Origin of the sequence: Streptomyces sp. ISL-43 (assembly GCF_018614195.1) — a bacterium.
Taxonomy (GTDB): Bacteria; Actinomycetota; Actinomycetes; order Streptomycetales; family Streptomycetaceae; genus Streptomyces.
The window spans coordinates 111,383-127,041 of sequence record NZ_JAGGOT010000052.1; the positions used below are offsets into that span (position 1 = coordinate 111,383).

General features: G+C 72.6%; 13 protein-coding genes. 2 read left to right on the top strand and 11 right to left on the bottom strand.

Annotation, left to right across the window (positions count from 1 at the left end; genetic code table 11):
* Positions 1-71 precede the first annotated feature (71 nt).
* From J7F03_RS28730 to J7F03_RS28775, 10 genes are all read right to left on the bottom strand, one after another.
* Complete coding sequence (locus J7F03_RS28730; protein ID WP_374104402.1) at positions 72-1,757, bottom strand: carbohydrate binding domain-containing protein; 1,686 nt, start codon at positions 1,755-1,757, stop codon at positions 72-74.
* Positions 1,758-2,036: 279 nt separating this feature from the next.
* A complete protein-coding gene (locus J7F03_RS28735; RefSeq protein WP_214954547.1) occupies positions 2,037-3,410 on the bottom strand; it encodes a pitrilysin family protein in 1,374 nt (457 codons plus the stop codon).
* Entirely contained in the window at positions 3,407-4,744 is a 1,338-nt protein-coding gene (locus tag J7F03_RS28740) for a pitrilysin family protein (protein ID WP_214954549.1), read from the bottom strand. The genes J7F03_RS28735 and J7F03_RS28740 overlap by 4 nt, the downstream gene beginning before the upstream one ends.
* A 15-nt stretch (positions 4,745-4,759) precedes the next feature.
* A complete protein-coding gene (locus tag J7F03_RS28745) occupies positions 4,760-6,112 on the bottom strand; it encodes an MFS transporter (protein ID WP_214954551.1) in 1,353 nt (450 codons plus the stop codon).
* Entirely contained in the window at positions 6,097-7,080 is a 984-nt protein-coding gene (locus J7F03_RS28750) for a ThiF family adenylyltransferase (protein ID WP_214954554.1), read from the bottom strand. Before J7F03_RS28750 ends, J7F03_RS28745 begins: the two co-directional genes overlap by 16 nt.
* Before the next feature lie 26 nt (positions 7,081-7,106).
* Positions 7,107-7,880, bottom strand: coding sequence for a 2OG-Fe(II) oxygenase (locus J7F03_RS28755; RefSeq protein ID WP_214954557.1), 774 nt, complete (start codon positions 7,878-7,880; stop codon positions 7,107-7,109).
* A gap of 55 nt (positions 7,881-7,935) precedes the next feature.
* The gene (locus J7F03_RS28760) at positions 7,936-9,879 is read right to left on the bottom strand and encodes a radical SAM protein (protein WP_214954559.1); all 1,944 of its coding nucleotides are present in this window, start codon (positions 9,877-9,879) and stop codon (positions 7,936-7,938) included.
* Between the two features lies 1 nt (position 9,880).
* Positions 9,881-10,645 carry a 2OG-Fe(II) oxygenase gene (locus J7F03_RS28765; protein ID WP_214954561.1) on the bottom strand — a complete coding sequence of 255 codons (765 nt, stop codon included), beginning with the start codon at positions 10,643-10,645 and terminating at the stop codon, positions 9,881-9,883.
* Complete coding sequence (locus tag J7F03_RS28770) at positions 10,642-12,138, bottom strand: ABC transporter substrate-binding protein (protein ID WP_214954563.1); 1,497 nt, start codon at positions 12,136-12,138, stop codon at positions 10,642-10,644. Before J7F03_RS28770 ends, J7F03_RS28765 begins: the two co-directional genes overlap by 4 nt.
* An 80-nt stretch (positions 12,139-12,218) precedes the next feature.
* A complete protein-coding gene (locus J7F03_RS28775) occupies positions 12,219-12,380 on the bottom strand; it encodes a hypothetical protein (RefSeq protein WP_214954564.1) in 162 nt (53 codons plus the stop codon).
* 308 nt (positions 12,381-12,688) lie between these two features.
* On the opposite strand from J7F03_RS28775, the gene J7F03_RS28780 reads away from it, so the two are divergent.
* The gene (locus J7F03_RS28780; protein WP_214954650.1) at positions 12,689-14,344 is read left to right on the top strand and encodes an ATP-binding cassette domain-containing protein; all 1,656 of its coding nucleotides are present in this window, start codon (positions 12,689-12,691) and stop codon (positions 14,342-14,344) included.
* Between the two features lie 33 nt (positions 14,345-14,377).
* On the opposite strand, the gene J7F03_RS28785 is transcribed toward J7F03_RS28780, so the two are convergent.
* Complete coding sequence (locus J7F03_RS28785; RefSeq protein WP_214954565.1) at positions 14,378-14,734, bottom strand: VOC family protein; 357 nt, start codon at positions 14,732-14,734, stop codon at positions 14,378-14,380.
* A gap of 146 nt (positions 14,735-14,880) precedes the next feature.
* Here J7F03_RS28785 and J7F03_RS28790 point away from each other — a divergent pair, with 146 nt between their 5' ends.
* The gene (locus tag J7F03_RS28790) at positions 14,881-15,612 is read left to right on the top strand and encodes an intradiol ring-cleavage dioxygenase (protein WP_214954566.1); all 732 of its coding nucleotides are present in this window, start codon (positions 14,881-14,883) and stop codon (positions 15,610-15,612) included.
* The last annotated feature ends 47 nt before the right edge of the window (positions 15,613-15,659 follow it).

A 15,659-nucleotide genomic window follows, 5' to 3' on the forward strand; every position in this document is an offset into this window, starting at 1 on the left:
CGCCGGACCGACGCCGAGCGGGGGCCGTCGCCGGTGTGCGGCGACGGCCCCCGGCCGGGTCGACGGGTGGATCAGCCGGTGAAGCCGGTCGTGATGGAGGTGAACTGCCAGTCGCTCTGGGCGATGCCGGAGCAGGTCTCCTGCAGTCCGCCGCCGGGGCAGCCGCGGTCGCGGTTCACCGACCAGAAGGCGAGGCGCGCGATGTGGTGGGAGTTGGCCCAGTTGCGGATGTCGGTCCAGTTCTGGATGGTCGTGGTCTCCTGCGTGTCGCTGACGCCGTTCATGCCGGAGATGCCGATGTGGGCGTAGGCGGTCGCGTCGTCCCAGCCGAAGGTGGACTTGAGCTTGGACTTGAGGCCCTCGGTCGCGCTGACGGTGCCGGCGTACATGTCGGTCGAGGCGTTGCCGAAGTCGAACGGCATGATGGTGAAGACGTCGATGCCGGCGTTCAGCGCCTTCGCCTGGTCTATCAGGCGGTTGCCCCAGCTGGTCGGGCCGGTGGTGCTGGTGCCGAAGGTCAGGATGGTCTTCAGGCCGGGGTTGTTCTGCTTGACGATCTTGAGCGCCCCCAGGATGCGGTCCTGGACCACGGCGTTCTCGAACTCGTCGGTGTTCTCGATGTCCACGTCGATGGCCTTGAGGCCGTAGGCGTCGATGACCTTCTGGTACGCACCCGCCAGGGCCTCGGGGGTGGAGCAGTTGGGGCCGAGCTTGTTGCCCTGCCAGCCGCCGATGGAGGGCACGATGTCGCCGCCCGCCGCGCGGATGGAGGCGATGGTGCTCTGGTCCACACCGCCGGTCAGCGGGCGCTGGCCGTCCCAGGACGGGTTGCAGCCGCCCGAGGAGAGGATGAACGCCATGGTGAACCACTTCGCGCCGGTCGCGTTCATCACGGTGGTCGCGCTCGGCGGGTTGCCCCACCCGAGGTAGAGGTAGGGCGCGGCCTGCTTGAAGCCGGTCGGCGTCGTCCCGTTGTCGGTGGTGACGTTGAGGGTGTTGGAGGCGGGTGAGGCGTTCCCGGCGAGGTCGCGGGCGCGGATGCTGAAGGTGTAGGCCGTGTTGGGGGTCAGGCCGGTCACGGTCACGCTGTTCGTGGCCGACGTGGCTACCTTGGCGCCGCCTTGGTAGATGTCGTAGCCGGTGACGCCGACGTTGTCGGTGGACGCGGTCCAGGCCAGGGACGCGGTGGTGGAGGTCTTGCCGGTGGAGGCGAGGCCTCCCGGCGTGGTGGGCGCCTGGGTGTCGGTGGTGCCGCCGCCGGGGCCGTCCAGGGCTACGTCGTCGGCGTAGTAAGTGCCCTGCCCGTACCAGCCGTTGAGGTAGACCTGGGCGCTGGTCTGGGAGGCGCCGGTGGTGAAGCTGACGGTCAGCTTGGAGTAGGCGCCGGTCGAGGTCGTCCAAGTGGAGGATCCGCCGGTGACCCCGAGGTAGACGTAGCTGCCCCGGACCCACGCGGAGAGCGTGTACGTGGTGTTCGGCCGCACGGCGACGGTCTGCGTGCACTTGGCGTTGTCAGAGGCGCCGGCCGCCCCGGCGAGCGCCTTGCCGCCACCGTGTACGGGGGAGCCGACCACGGAGCCAAGGCCCCCGGAACAGGACCAGCCGGCCGTGGTGCCGGCCTCGAAGTCGCCGTTCGTGAGCAGGTTGGCGCCGAACGCCGCACCGGGGGAGGTCAGCACGGCGGCCGCGCCGAGCAGTGTGGCGCCGAGGCCGCAGGCCAGACGAGTGCGAGTGCGGGTTCGGGTGGGGGTACGCAAGGAAGTGCCTCCAGTGGGAATGGGGGGACGGCGTGAGGCGCGAAGCCGGGGCGTGCGGCCGCGGAGAGGTCATGGGGAGGGCGCGGCGGAGAGGGCCCGCCGCAGGGCCGTACGCCGGTTCAGGTGGGGGGAGTTGGCTTCGTTGCCGCTTCGTGGCCGGGAACCTAATCGTCCGCATGGGTCGCCGTCAACAGGTCTGGACCAACAGGAAGTTGGTGACCTCAATCGGAAAGTTTCCTAACCGTGGGGGTTGACAAGGGTGCCACCCCTTCGGGAACCTCAGACGACCGTGAGCGGGCCGATGCCCAGGTCCTCCACCCCGGCCTGGAACGCGGCAGCATCCCCGACCGCCACCGTCACCATGGCCTCGGGCCGGAAGGCCGACAGGAGCGCGGCGGTCGCGTCCTGCGCGGAGAGCGCCGCGACCCGTGCGAAGGCGTCGGGCAGCGAGTCCGGGGCGCGCCCGTCCAGGACGAGCAGGGCGATCTCCTCCGCCACGTCCGCGGATCGCAGATAGCGGATGGGCGCCGCCGTGACGATCTGGGCCACCGCCGCGTCCCGCTCGCGTTCCGTCAGCCCCTGCGACCCCAGACCGCGCAAGATGCTCAACACCCCGTCCAGGGCCGCCGCCGTGGACGCGGCGGCCACCGCGCCCGTGGCCACCGCGAGGGACTGGCGGCCCATGGCCAGCAGCCGGCTGTGGAAGCCGTACGTGTAGCCCTTGGCCTCCCGCAGTTCGCGGTCGAGCCGCGAGGTGACGGAGCTGCCGAGGCAGTGGTTGCCGATCAGCAGCGGATCCCAGCCGGGTGTCGCCCGCCCGGCGGCCGCGCGGCCCAGGACCAGCCGTGTCTGCACCGCCTCGGGGCTGTCCACCAGCACGACGGCCGGACCGTCGCGCACCGGCGGGGCCGGGCGGACCTCCGGTGCGCCCGGCTCCCCGTGCCAGCCGCCGAGCAGCCGGCGCAGCGCGCGGTCGGCCGGATGCCGCGTGAGATCGCCGACCAGGACCACCGTGGTGACCGCCGGGCGCACATGAGCCGCGTGGAAGGCGGCCACCGCGTCCCGGTCGATCTGCCGCACGGTCTCCTCGGTTCCCCGGGCGGGGCGCGAACGCCGGTCCTGCGGGGCGAACACCACCCGGTGGAGTTCGGCCGACGCGCGGCGCTCGCTGTCGAGCCGCTCGCGAGCGCAGGCGTGCAGCCGGGAGCGGCGCAGGCGCTCGACGGCGGGTGCCGGCAGGAGCGGCTCGCGCAGCGCCGACACGACCAGCCCGAGGGCCCTTTCGAGGTACGGACCCGGCACGTCGAGGGTGACGCGGAGCCCCGCGTGGTCGGCGCCGACCCCCAGGGTGGCCCCGCAGTGTTCGAGCGCGTGGGCGAAGTCGAGGGCACTCGTCCCCCGCACACCCTCGGCCAGGGCGGACGCCAGGATGCCCATGACGCCCTCCACGTCCCTCGGCTCGCAGGCCAGGGGCGAGGCGACCACGATCTCCGCCGTGAGCAGTTCCTGGCCCGGCCGGTCGCAGGTCAGCAACGTCACGCCGTTCGCCAGACGTTCCTCGTGGATCCGCGGGAACTGCCAGGGGGGCACTGCCGCGGGCACCGGCCGGGGCGGTCGGGCGGGTGCGGTCCACGGCGGGCGCGGCGTGCTCATACGGCTGCTCCTCGTGTCCCGGTGGCCGACCCGGCGGATGCCCCGGCCGGGTGCTGGTTCTCGTAGGTGAGAACGCATGCGCGCTCCGGCGACAGCCACCGGGCCGCCGCCTGCCGCACCTCCTCGGCGCTGATGTCCATGGCCTGGTCCAGCCGGGTGCCGAGGGTCACCGCCGAGCCTGACTCGGCCTCGTGGGCGCACAGTTCCTCCGCCCGTCCGACCGGCGTCGCCAGCCGGTCGTACCAGTCGCGCCGGATCAGCGCCTTGGCGCCTCGCAGCGCCTCCTCGGTCACCCCCTTCTCGGTGAAGCGGAGGATCTCCTCACCGATGACGGCCTCGACCTCCGCCGGCCCGGCCCCCGGTACGGTCCGCACGTGGAGCCGGCCGAGGGACGGGGCCCCGTGCAGGGGCATCAGCGAGAACCGGGCGCTGTGGGCGAGCTGGTCGGTCCGGACGAGCCGGTGGTGCAGGGCGCTGCTGCTCATCCCGCCGAGCAGGGTCAGGGCGAGGTCCGCCGCGTCGCAGTCCCGGCCGCCGGACGGGGGCAGCTGGTAGGCGGCCATGAGGGCGGGGCCGGGCACGGCCTGCGCCGAGCGCCGACGGGTCTCCACGGGAAGCCCCGGCTTGGGGCGCCCGGGAAGGCGCGAGGAGCCGGCGAAGTGCCCGTCGCGGGCCTCCGCGGGGGATGGCGGGATGTGGCCGAAGTGCCGCTGCGCCTGCGCGATCACGCGGTCGGGAGCCACGTCGCCGACCACCGAGAGGATCGCCTGGTCGGGCGTGTAATGGCGGCGGAAGAAGGCGTGGCAGTCCGCCGGGGTCACGGCGGCCAGGTCGTGCGGACTGCCCGCCGGCAGGTCCCGGTAGGGGTGTCCGGGCCCGAACGACATCGCGACGAGCTGCTCCCAGCCGGTGCCGTACGGGACGTTGTCGTAGCGTTCCCGCCGCTCGTTGAGGACGACCTCGCGCTGGGTGTCCAGCGCGTGCGGCGTGAACGCGTCGAGCAGTCCGCCCATCCTGTCGGCTTCGAGCCAGAGCACGAGTTCCAGATGGGCGGCCGGGACGGCGCTGAAGAACGCGGTGCGCTCGAACCCGGTCGAGGCGTTGGTGAAGCCGCCCGCCTCCTCGACCGCGGCGGAGTGCCCGCCCGCCGCCACGTTCGTCGAGCCCTGGAACATCAGGTGCTCGAAGAGGTGCGCCAGCCCGGTGCGGCCCGTCGGCTCGTCACGCGACCCCGCGGCGTAGCGCAGACACACCGCGGCCACCGGGGTGGACGCGTCGCGGGACACCACCACCCGCAGGCCGTTGGCCAGTGTGTGACCCACCGGGTCCGACATCCGCACCTGTGCCTCCTACCGCTCGTCCGGGGTGGCGGTGTCGCTCGGGGCGGGTGCTTCCACGAGGTGGCGTACGGGGCTGAGCAGCGGCCACAGGGCCGAGGTGAACAGGCCCACTGCCGCCAGGAGCATGACCTCGGAGAGCCCGATCAGGCCGCCGATCCAGCCACCGAGCAGCGCGCCGACGGGCTGGACCCCCCAGCTGATGAACCGGGTCGAGGCCGTGACCCGGCCGAGGAGCCGGTCGGGGACCAGCGTCTGCTTGACCGTCTCGCTGATGACCAGGTTGATGATCACCGCGAAGGTCCAGGTGAAGGTGGACAGGGCCACCAGCGTGACGGCGAGGGCCTTGTTGTGGGAAAAGTGGGCCAGCGGGACGAGCACCGCGGAGAGGCCGGGAGAGGCGTAGACGAGGATCAGGGCACGGCCCTGCCCGAGGAAGCGGGTGATCGTGGTGGTCGAGGTGGCGCCCAGCAGTCCGGCGACTCCGCCGGCCATGCTGGTCGCGCCCAGCAGGGCGGGGCTGAAGCCCAGGACGCGCAGGACGTAGAGCGTGTGCACGGAGAAGAACATCGCGTGGAAGATGTTGAAGTGGGCTGCGGCCAGGACCATGGGGCGCTGGACGCGGTCCCGGAGCAGCAGTTCGAGCCCCTTGAGGACGGCCTTGCGGTGTGATTCCGGCTCCGCGCCCTCTGCGGCCCCTTGCTTGCCGTCGCCCTGCTCGTCGTCCCCCGCGCCGTCGGCGGCGCCCGGTTCGGCTTTGGGGAGGCCGGCGAGGGCCGCGGAACTGACCAGATAGCTGACCGCGTCCACGATGAGCGCGAAGGGGGCGCTCATGATCTGGATGAGCAGACCGGCGAGTCCCGGCCCGGCGACGCTGCCGACGGAAGTACTGGCTTCCATCCAGGAGTTGGCCGCCCCCAGCTGGTGGCGCGGCACGAGCCTCGGCAGGTAGGCGGACATGGCGCTGTCGAAGAGCAGCGTGAGGGCGCCGACACCGAAGACGACGGCGTAGAGCACCGGCATCGTGAGCGCGTCCAGCCAGAAGAGCAGCGGAACCGACAGGACGAGCAGGAACCGCCCGGCGTTGGCCAGCTGCATGATCCTGCGCCGCTCGTAGCGGTCGGCCCACACTCCGGCGGACAGCCCCAGCAACAGCACGGCCGCGGACTCCGCGGCCTCCAGCACGCCCATTTGCCAGGGTGTGGCCGCCAGGGTGGTGGCCGCCGCGATGCCCATGGCCATGAAGGTGACCTCGGCGCCCGCCAGGGACACCGTCTCGCCGCTCCACAAGCGCAGGAAGCCGGTGCCTTTGAAGGATGCCCTCCGGGGGCGCTCCTTGCCCTCTGTGATCACTTCTTCGGACACGTGCAAGAACTCTTTTCGCTGTGGGTGATCCGTTGCCGCACGAAGTCGAGCACCGCGCGCCGCTCCAGGGTCGGGCAGTCGCCGCTGCACAGATACTGGAGGATGTCGTGCGCGAGCATGGCCGCGATCGCGGTATTGCCGGGTCCGAACGAGAACGGCGCCGGGTCGGCCGACCGTTCCTCCAACTCCCTTTCCACCGCGGTGAACCGCGTCCTCCTGAGCTGTTCGAAGCAGTCCAGGCAGCTGCCCTGCCCCGGGTCGAGCAGCGGCCCCCAGAAACCGGACCCGACACCCACCGCCGCGATGGACATCGCGGTGCGCGTGACACCGGCCCACTCCCAGACGGCGGCCGCCAGGCCGGGCGGCCCGTCCGCCGCGACGACGACCAGGTCCAGGTCGTCCGGCAGCGCCGCGGACAGGTCCGCGGCGCCGGTCACCCGCAACCGGACCCCGGTGACCTCGGCGTCGGGCCGCACGCCGCGCACGTACCGGGCGAGGGCCTCGACCTTCGGCGCGCCCTCGTCCTGCGGCCCGTAGACGAACTGGCGGTTGAGGTTGTGCCCGGCGACCGTGTCGGGGTCCAGGAGCCAGTACGCCCCGACGCCGGACGCGACCAGGTGCTGGGTGACGACGCTGCCGATCCCGCCCACGCCGATCAGCGCCACCCGGCTCCGCAGCAGGCGTTCCTGGGCGGCGGCGGTGTCCGGGGTGAACAGCGCGAGATAGTCCGCCTGCCGCTCGTACGTCTCGCCGCGGAAGGTGCGGGGCTCCTCGGAGGTGAGCCATCCGAGGCGGTCCAGTTCCTCCAGCAGACCCTGCCCGGCACCGGATGCGGTGAGGGGTTCGCGAGCCGTGCCGGCGCGCAGCAGCCGCAGCGTCTCGCGCAGGGCGGACTGCGGACCGGACACGCGCAGCAGCCTGTCGCCCAGACTCAGCAGTGTCTCGTCCGCGCTCTCGTGGACGGCCACGGCCGTGACCAGGCGTACGAAGGGGCTCAGCTTCCCTCCAGGTGCTGTCCGATGGCGATCGTGTACCGGCCGACGCGGTCTCCGGCGAAGGGTTCCACCCAGTGCCAGCAGTCCTCGCGGATCGGCATGAGGGACACCGTGTTGAACAGGGGCGTGACATGGGATTCCGTGCCCTTGCCGTCGCGGAAGCCGAGCCGCCCGTCGTGTTCGGGGCGGTAGTCCTCGTCCAGGTAGAAGTTGACGGCCATCACCCGGCCGGGCACCAGGTCCTGGTGGGCTCCCAGGGCGTCCGAGTCCCGGTAGGCGGCCAGCTCCATGACGGTCCGCCTGCGCAGTTCCAGTCCGGTGCCGGCCTTGATCCAGCCGCGCAGGGCATCGGAGAGGACCGAGAAGACCATGAACTGCTCCAGCGTCTTTTGGTGGGCGGCGTCCATCGCCCCGTCGTCGAGCAGCGCGTTGATGTCGCGCACGATGAACTGGGAGATGGTGATGCGCGGGTCGTGCTCGACGTCCTCGCCCCAGAACTCCGTCTTCTTCAGGCGGCCTTCGTAGATCGCCGCGTGCCGGTCCCAGGCGGGGATCGCCCGCAGTGCGGCGGCCAGCGAGGTGGCCAGTTCGGGGAGCAGGAAGTTGCGCAGGGCCAGCGGTTTCTGCTCCTCCCCGTGGTACCAGGTGTGCAGGCGGTCGAGGGTGGCGGGTGTCAGGTGCTCGGGGGCGACGAAGGCGGCGGTCTGCGTCGGAGCCGCCGACGCAGGGCGGGCTCCGACGGGACGGCCGTGGTCCGTGGTGGCGTCGCTCATGCTTCTCCTTCTAGGGGCGGGGCCGGTGTGGTCCGGTGTTCCGGTGTGGTCCGGTTCAGCCGTGGAGCGTCCCGACCCGGGCGCTCCGGGCGGGCCGTGCGGGTGCGGCGGCGGGCATCAGCATCCGGGCCTCGACGAGTTGTCCCATCACCTGTGCCGCCCAGCCGGCGCCCCGCAGCTCGGCCAGCCGGCCGAGCGTCAGCGGTGATCCGTCGCGCCACGGTGCGAGGGCCGCGGCGACCACGGCCGGCAGGACGGTCCGTTCCCTGCGGAGGATGTGGGTGACGACCAGTTCGCCGCCCCGGGGCAGTACGTCGAGGTACTCGAGGCCGAACCGGACCGGCTCGCCGGGTTCGGGCATCCGGTCCAGGAAGGCGGTGCCGGTCTCCCGCATCCTGTCCGAGCCGTGCGCGACGCTGAAGTCCCGGAACGCCCGGTGTACGCGCAGGCGTTCGTGGTCGGTCATCGCCGGGTCGATGCTGCCGAGGTGGTTCAGGGCGTACTGGGCCTGCTGGTCGGTCCCGGCGATCTCCGAGGCGACGACGAGCCCGAAGCGCTCGGGGTTGCGGCCGATCTCCGAGGAACGCGTCGCCTCGAAGGGGAACACGGTGAACAATTCGACGCAGTCGGCCATTTCGGCGACGTCCCCCAGGGCCTCCAGCGCTTCCTCCAGAGTCGTCGACGGGAGGTCGGGGATGAGGTTGACCCGCAGTTTCATCCCGGCGTCGTGCGCCTCGCGCATGAAGCGGATGTTCTCGTCCCTGTCCGCCGACTTGTGGACGAGCTTGAGCACCCGGCTGTTGGTCGTCTCCATGCCGATGACCAGGTACTCGCATCCGGCCCGGACCATCAGGCGCAGCAGCTCCGCGTCGAACCGCCGGTCCACCATGGCGAAGGAGTTCCATGTGACGTCCAGACCACGGGAGATCACCTCATCGCAGAACCGGCGCGCGAAAGCGGGCGGGATCGATTCGGTGATCAGCTCGAAGTGCCGGACACCGTGGACCTCGACCTGGTGCTCCAGTTCGGCCACGAAGGTCTTCACGGAGCGGCCCCGGTAGGGCGGGCTGCCGTCGTAGAGCTCCACGAAGTCGCAGTAGTCGCACTTGCCCCAATAGCAGCCGCGCGCCTGCATGATGCCGATCTCTGCCCCCGCCAGCCGGCCCAGGAGCACCCGGTCGTAGTCGGCGTGCGGGAGGACGTTGGGGTGCAGTCCGGGGCCGGGGGCCGCGTGGACGACCGACTCGCCGGACCGGGCCGACGTCCCCGGCACGGCGGCCGGGTCCCACACCCCGCCGTCGCACGCCTGCTCGTACAGGCGGACCAGCGGCAGCTCCCCGTCGAACCGGATCACCGCGTCCACCTGGTGGTGGGTCCGCAGCAGTACGGACAGGTCCTCCTCCTGCATGAGGGAGAGCGTCGGGCCGCCGAGCACCACCCGCAGCTCCGGGCGGGCGCGTTTGACCGCCTCGGCGAGCAGCAGCGCCGGTATGAGCTGGGGCCCCATCGGCACCGAGATCCCGAACAGGCGGACGTCCCCGGGGATGCGGCGGCCGAGCCCGAGCCGTTCGTAGAAGGCGCGGTAGACCTCGGTGCGCCCCGAGCCGAGCAGCTCCCCGTCGCCGAGCCACTCAGGCTCGGGGTCCACGAGGTACGGCTTCGCCAGGGCGGACAGCAGGTAGGCGGCGCCGGTGTCCGCGGCGAAGGCGTGCCGGCCCTCGGCGTCGAAGAGCACCTCGGGGTGGGCGCCCAGCCACCGGCCGGCGACCGCGCTCATCACCTCGGCCGAAGTGGGCGGCAGGCCGGTGAGCCTGCCCTCCGCGGCGGCGCGCAGGTGCTCCTGATCGAGCAGGGCGAGGGCGAACTCCTCGTTGAGGTCCCACTGGTCGGCCGGTATGCCGCGGCTGCCCAGATAGCCGGCCAGTACGGCGAGTGAGGGGAAGTACCGGCCGAAGCTCGACTCCACCAGTGGGGGGAAGGCCAGGACCACACGGTTCATCTCAGGCATCTCCTCGGTGGACGGTGCGAGGGAGGGGTTCCGGGCCGGCGGCGATGCTCACGGTGTGCCGGCCGGGGCGGGCGACGCGCCAGGGAGAGACCCAGTGGACGCAGCCGGGGCGGATCGGCATCACGGAGACGCTGTTGAAGCGGGGCGGCATGGCGAACTCCTCGCCGTCCTCGTTGCGGAAGCCGAGCACTCCGCCGTCCGCTTCCCGGTACCGGGGGTCGAGATAGAGGTTGAGGACGAACAGGGTGTCCGACTCCGCGTCGGAATGCTCGCCGAGCCGGTCGCCGTGCCCGTACCGGGCGAACTCCATGTTGGTGCGCAGCGGCTTGCCCGGAGCCACCCAGGCGTCGAGGAGCGCACGCAGCTCGGGGCCCATGCAGGCGAAGACGAACAGGTCGGCGAGCAGGCTCCGGTACTCCGCCGGATAGCCGGACCCCTCGTCGAAGAGGGCCGGTACGTCCTGGGCGACGTCCCGGACGGCGGCGCGCAGCTCCGCCGGGGTGGCGTCCCACTCGTCGGCGCTCACGCCCCGGGTGGAGTGCCGGCCGGGGTTCCACACGACCGGCGAGGAGCGCCAGGTGGGCATCGCCTGCACGGTCTCGGAGAGCCGCAGGGCCTGTTCGCCGGGGAGGAACTCCGGCAGCTGCACCGGGCGGGCGGGCTGCCGGCTCAGCAGCGCGCCCAGCTCGGCCAGCTCCTGCGGCGTACGCTCGGCCGCCCGCAGGCCGGCCGGGTCGCCGCTGTTCTTCTGCGTCATGCGGTGGTGTCCCTCCGGTCGATGGCGGTGGGTGGGGAGCGGCGGAAGACCCGTTCCAGCGCCATCACGCCCGACGGGGCGATGTCCGGCGCCGCGAGCTGCGGCCGGACCAGCGTGATGCTGTTGACCTTGAACAGGGGTACGACCGGCGCGGTGCGCAGTACGGTGTCCTCCGCCCGCGCCCAGGCCCGGGTCCCGCCGTCGGGCCCGGGCTCCCGCAGGGCCCTGTCGAGTGCCGCGTCCGTGGCGGCGTCCGCGAACCCCAGCGAGCGGGCGGTCGCGGAGGTGCTGTGGAAGGGCGTGAGCAGGCTCGCGGGGTGGGCGACGGGGGCGGGATTGATGCAGTAGAGCAGCTCGTAGTCCAGCCGGGCCACCGCGTCGGCGAACTCCCGGTAGCTCAGCGGCCGGTGGCGGACGTCATGGCCGAAGCGTGCGGTGAGGTCCCGGGCGATCGCCCGCGCCACGTCGTCGTTGGGCGGGAAATCGGCGTAGGTCAGGGTGAGTTCGGACCGGCCGCCGGGTGGCGGGACGCGCCGCCGGAGCGGCCCGTCCGCCCCGAGCGGCCGGCCGCCGCCGGGCGTCCACAGCGCGCTGTAGCGGTGGAGCGGCAGGACGGTCCGGGCCAGGGCCGCGCTGACGGCCTCACGGTCGAATCCCGCGCCGAACTCGGCCCGCCCCGCGGGGAGGTCCAGCGGCGAGTCGGTCCCGGGACGCACCCACAGCTGGCAGGCCAGGGCCAGGGGCGTCACGTACGCCCGTTCGCTCTCCGCCAGCCGGGCGAAGTCGGCGGGCCGCAGGCCGGTGTTGAGGGACAGGTCGACCCTTCCGTCGGCCACCGCCGCCTCCGCCCGGCCGCGGTCGGAGTGGACCTGGAAGACCAGGGCCTGCGCCGATCCGGGCCTCGTGCGACGGGAATCGCGACGCCGCAGCTCGATGCGGCCGAGCCTGCGGTCCGCCCGGTACGGGCGGTACGGGCCCGTGGCCGTCCAGGCGTCGCCCGACTCCCGCACCGGCGCGGCGCCGGGGAAGGCCAGCACCTCGGGCAGGAACGGCAGGGGAAGGTCCGAACGGACCTCGATGGTGTCCGCGGCGAGGACCCGGCTCCGTACGGGCGATCCGCCGGCGCCCGGCGCGTGGGCGGCCGGCCACGGGAATCCCGTGGGCCCCCAGGCCCGGTGTACCCCGGCCGCGATCTCGCCGGCCGTCACCGGGCTGCCGTCCGGCCACGTCTGGCCGGCGGCGGGCGTGAGGCGCCAGGCCCGTCCGTCGTCCAGCGGCTCGAGGCCCTCGATCGCGGACGGGAGGACGCGCGGCCGCCCGTCGGGCCCGGCGCCGGAGCACTCGCGGGTGAGCGGGTCCACGAGGGCGTCCAGGACGAGCGCCTGGTTGAAGTCGACGACGTGGTAGGGGTCGAGGCTGAGGGGCCAGGCATCGAGGTCCACGGTGAGCGTGCCACCGCCATCCGCCCGGCGGGGCATGTTCGGAACAGCCACGATTCCCCCTGTAACCGTCACGGTGGTCGGGAAGGGACCGGACCGGCCCCGCCCCGAAGGACGGGGCCGGCCGGCGAGGATCAGCTCCGGACGCGGTTGGCCAGGAACTCGTTCAGCAGCTCGCGCTTGAAGACGAGGCCGTCGGACTCGACCTCGGCCCGCACCGCGCCGCCATCCTGCTGGTGCTGCATTTCGACGTCCTCGACACTCTCGTTCGCGGGACGCTGGGCACTGGCTTCCATGGTGGTTCCCCTCTGTTCAGAGTGGACAGGGACGCTGGAGCGGCACCGGTACACGACTGCCGCGGCGCACCCTGCGGTCTGCCGGCTGCCACACAAGCGCCGTGGTGACCGGTCTCCGGGGACTGTTTCACGCACTTCGGTCAGATCTCAGCAGTCGTGCGTTCGAATGGCTGGAACACCAACGGCTCCTGGCCCGATTTCGACCATCTGTCCGATCAGAGGCGGTTGTCGGCATAAATTCCTTTCACAGCCCGGGAGTCGACTGGATAGGCTGCCCCGCCATACCCCGACGGAAGGGCGTGTCGACCGTGGGATTCATCGAGGCCTCAGGGCTGGAGTACCGGCTGCCCGACGGCCGGGTCCTGTTCCACGACACGTCCTTCCGCGTGGGCGACGGGGACAAGGTCGCGCTGATCGGAGCCAACGGCACGGGGAAGACCACACTGCTGCGGCTGGTTTCGGGCGAGCTGAGCCCCGCGGCCGGAGGGACCCGCGTGGTCGGCGGTCTGGGCGTCATGCCGCAGTTCGTCGGCTCGGTGCGCGACGCGACCACGGTGCAGGAATTCCTCGTGTCCCTCGCCGGACCGGCGCTCCGCAAGGCCTTCGCCGCCGTCGAAGACGCCGAACTCGCCATGCTGGAGGCCGAGTCCGAAGCCACCCAGCTGCGCTACGCGTCGGCGCTCGCGGAGTGGGCCGAGGCCGGCGGCTACGACGCCGAGGTCGCTTGGGACGTGGTCTCGGGCGCGGCGCTCGACCTGTCCTTCGACCAGGCGAAGTACCGGGAGCTGCGCACCCTCTCCGGCGGTGAGCAGAAGCGCATCGCCCTGGAGGCCCTGTTCCGGAGCGACGCCGAGGTCCTGCTCCTCGACGAGCCGGACAACTATCTGGACGTACCCGGCAAACGCCACCTCGAACGGATGATGTCGGCCTCCCGCAAGACCGTGCTCTACGTCAGCCACGACCGGGAGATGCTCGCGGCGACGGCCACCCGCGTCCTCACCCTGGAGGCCGCCGGCGTCTGGGTGCACGGTGGCGGCTTCCGCGGCTACCACCAGGCGCGCGACGGCCGCCTGGAGCGGCTGGACGAACGGCACCGGCGCTGGGAGGAGGAGCACCAGCGGCTCAAGGACCTCGTCCACACCCTCCAGCAGCAGGCCAAGATCTCCGCTTCCATGGCAGGGAAGTACCGTGCGACGCAGACCCGCCTGGCCCGCTTCGAGTCGGCCGGGCCGCCGCCGGAGCGCCCGGTCCAGCAGAAGGTGCGGATGCGGCTCCAGGGCAGCCGCACCGGAATGCGGGCCGTCCGCTGCTCCGGCCTGGAACTGACCGGCCTGACCGACCCGTTCGACCTCGAGGTGTTCTTCGGGGAACGGGTCGCGGTGCTGGGGGCGAACGGCACCGGGAAATCGCATCTCCTGCGGCTGCTCGCAGCCGGCGGCAGTGACGGCGACCTCCACGAACAAGCCCGCCACGGCGACACCGTGGCCCACCGCGGCACCGCCAGGCTGGGCGCCCGGGTGCGGCCCGGCTGGTTCGCGCAGACCCAGGCCCGGCCCGATCTGTACGGCCGTACGCTCGTCGACATCCTGGGCCGCGGAGACGGCGACCGGGACGGCCGGCCACGCGGGGCCGCGATGTCGGCGCTGCGCCGGTACGAACTCCAGGCCCAGGCCGACCAGGCCTTCGAATCCCTCTCCGGCGGCGAGCAGGCCCGTTTCCAGATCCTCCTGCTCGAACTGCAGGGCTCGACGCTCCTCCTCCTGGACGAGCCCACCGACAACCTGGACCTGCACAGCGCGGACGCCCTTCAGGAGGCGCTCGACCGGTTCGAAGGCACCGTGCTGGCCGTCACCCACGACCGGTGGTTCGCCGCGGGATTCGACCGCTGCCTGCTCCTGTACGACGACGGCACGGTGCGGGAGAGCGCAGAGCCCGACTGGGGCACCGAGCCGGCGGGCGCCTGAGGGCAGAGCCTCCGGGGATCGGGCCCGACCGGATCAGGCGTGGCGGGAGGCCAGGACGCAGAACTCGTTGTCCTCCGGGTCGGCGAGCACGACCCATGTCACCTCGGCGCCCTGCCCGACGTCGGCGCGGCGCGCGCCCTGCGCCAGCAGGCGCCGTACCTCCGCCTCCTGGTCGTCGGGGCGGAAGTCGAGGTGGAGGCGGTTCTTCGACGTCTTGGCGTCCGGCACCGGTACGAAGACCAGCCCCGGCAGCCGTTCGGGGGCCGGGCGGATCTCGTACTCATCCGGGGAGTCGTTCACGACGACCCACCCCAGGGCCCGCGCCCACCAGAGACCCAGGGCGGCCGGGTCCCCGGCGTCGACGACGATCTGCTCCCACTCCAGTGCCATGCGCCGAGCGTAGGCCACGGGGTCACCGCCCGCCCGGAGCGGAGCCGGGGCGTGTCGGTGCTGGTCGCGACCCCCGCGGTCCGGCACGGTGGGCGCGGTCGGTGGCCGTCCCGTACGGCGGTCCCAGGAGCGCGCGAGGGGTTCGCATGACCGAGAACGGCATCTTCCGGACCAGCCGGCGCACGCTGCTGCTGGCCGCGGGATCGGCCGGGGTAGCCGCCCTGGCGGCGGGCTGCTCGGGCCCGGCCGGTATCCGGGGGGCGGCGGGGCAGCCCTCGGCCCCCGCGCCTGCGGCCACGACGCCCAAGCCGCTCTCGTCCTCGCCGTCCGGCAGCAGCACCCCGGCCTGTGTGCTCACCGCGGAGTCGGGCGCGGGCCCGTACTACCTCGACCTGGACCGGGTCCGCTCGGACATCACGGAAGGCCGCGACGGCGTGCCGTTCCGGCTGGACCTGACCGTCGTACGGGTGTCGGCCGGCTGCCGCCCGGTCGCGGGCGCCGCCGTCGACGTGTGGCACGCCGACGCCTCGGGCACCTACTCCACCGGCGGGGACAGCTTCCTGCGCGGCACGCAGGTGACGGACGCGGCCGGGCGGTGCGCGTTTCGCACGATCGTGCCCGGCTGGTACGCGGGGCTGGCGCCGCACATCCACTTCAAGGTGCGCCCCGACCACCGCACCGAGACGACCTCGCAGTTCTTCTTCCCCGAGGAACTCCTGCTGAAGGTGTACGCGCTCCAGCCCTACGCCCGCCGCCCCGCGCCGAAGCACCCCAACACCCGCGACAACCGCTTCCGGGACTCCGGCGCCGCGATGACGCTGGCTCCCGTACCCGACGGCGACGGTTACCGGGCGGCGTACACGGTGGGCATCGCCTGAGACCGGCGCGAGCACGGGACGTCCCGGTCGGCCGGTGAGCGGCCGGC

Coding starts and splice junctions, on each gene's coding strand:
- J7F03_RS28740 (WP_214954549.1), bottom strand. CDS start 4,744: ATGTCGGACCCGGTGGGTCACACACTGGCCAACGGCCTGCGGGTGGTG.
- J7F03_RS28755 (WP_214954557.1), bottom strand. CDS start 7,880: ATGAGCGACGCCACCACGGACCACGGCCGTCCCGTCGGAGCCCGCCCT.
- J7F03_RS28760 (WP_214954559.1), bottom strand. CDS start 9,879: ATGAACCGTGTGGTCCTGGCCTTCCCCCCACTGGTGGAGTCGAGCTTC.
- J7F03_RS28785 (WP_214954565.1), bottom strand. CDS start 14,734: ATGGCACTGGAGTGGGAGCAGATCGTCGTCGACGCCGGGGACCCGGCC.
- J7F03_RS28765 (WP_214954561.1), bottom strand. CDS start 10,645: ATGACGCAGAAGAACAGCGGCGACCCGGCCGGCCTGCGGGCGGCCGAG.
- J7F03_RS28735 (WP_214954547.1), bottom strand. CDS start 3,410: ATGAGCACGCCGCGCCCGCCGTGGACCGCACCCGCCCGACCGCCCCGG.
- J7F03_RS28775 (WP_214954564.1), bottom strand. CDS start 12,380: ATGGAAGCCAGTGCCCAGCGTCCCGCGAACGAGAGTGTCGAGGACGTC.
- J7F03_RS28790 (WP_214954566.1), top strand. CDS start 14,881: ATGACCGAGAACGGCATCTTCCGGACCAGCCGGCGCACGCTGCTGCTG.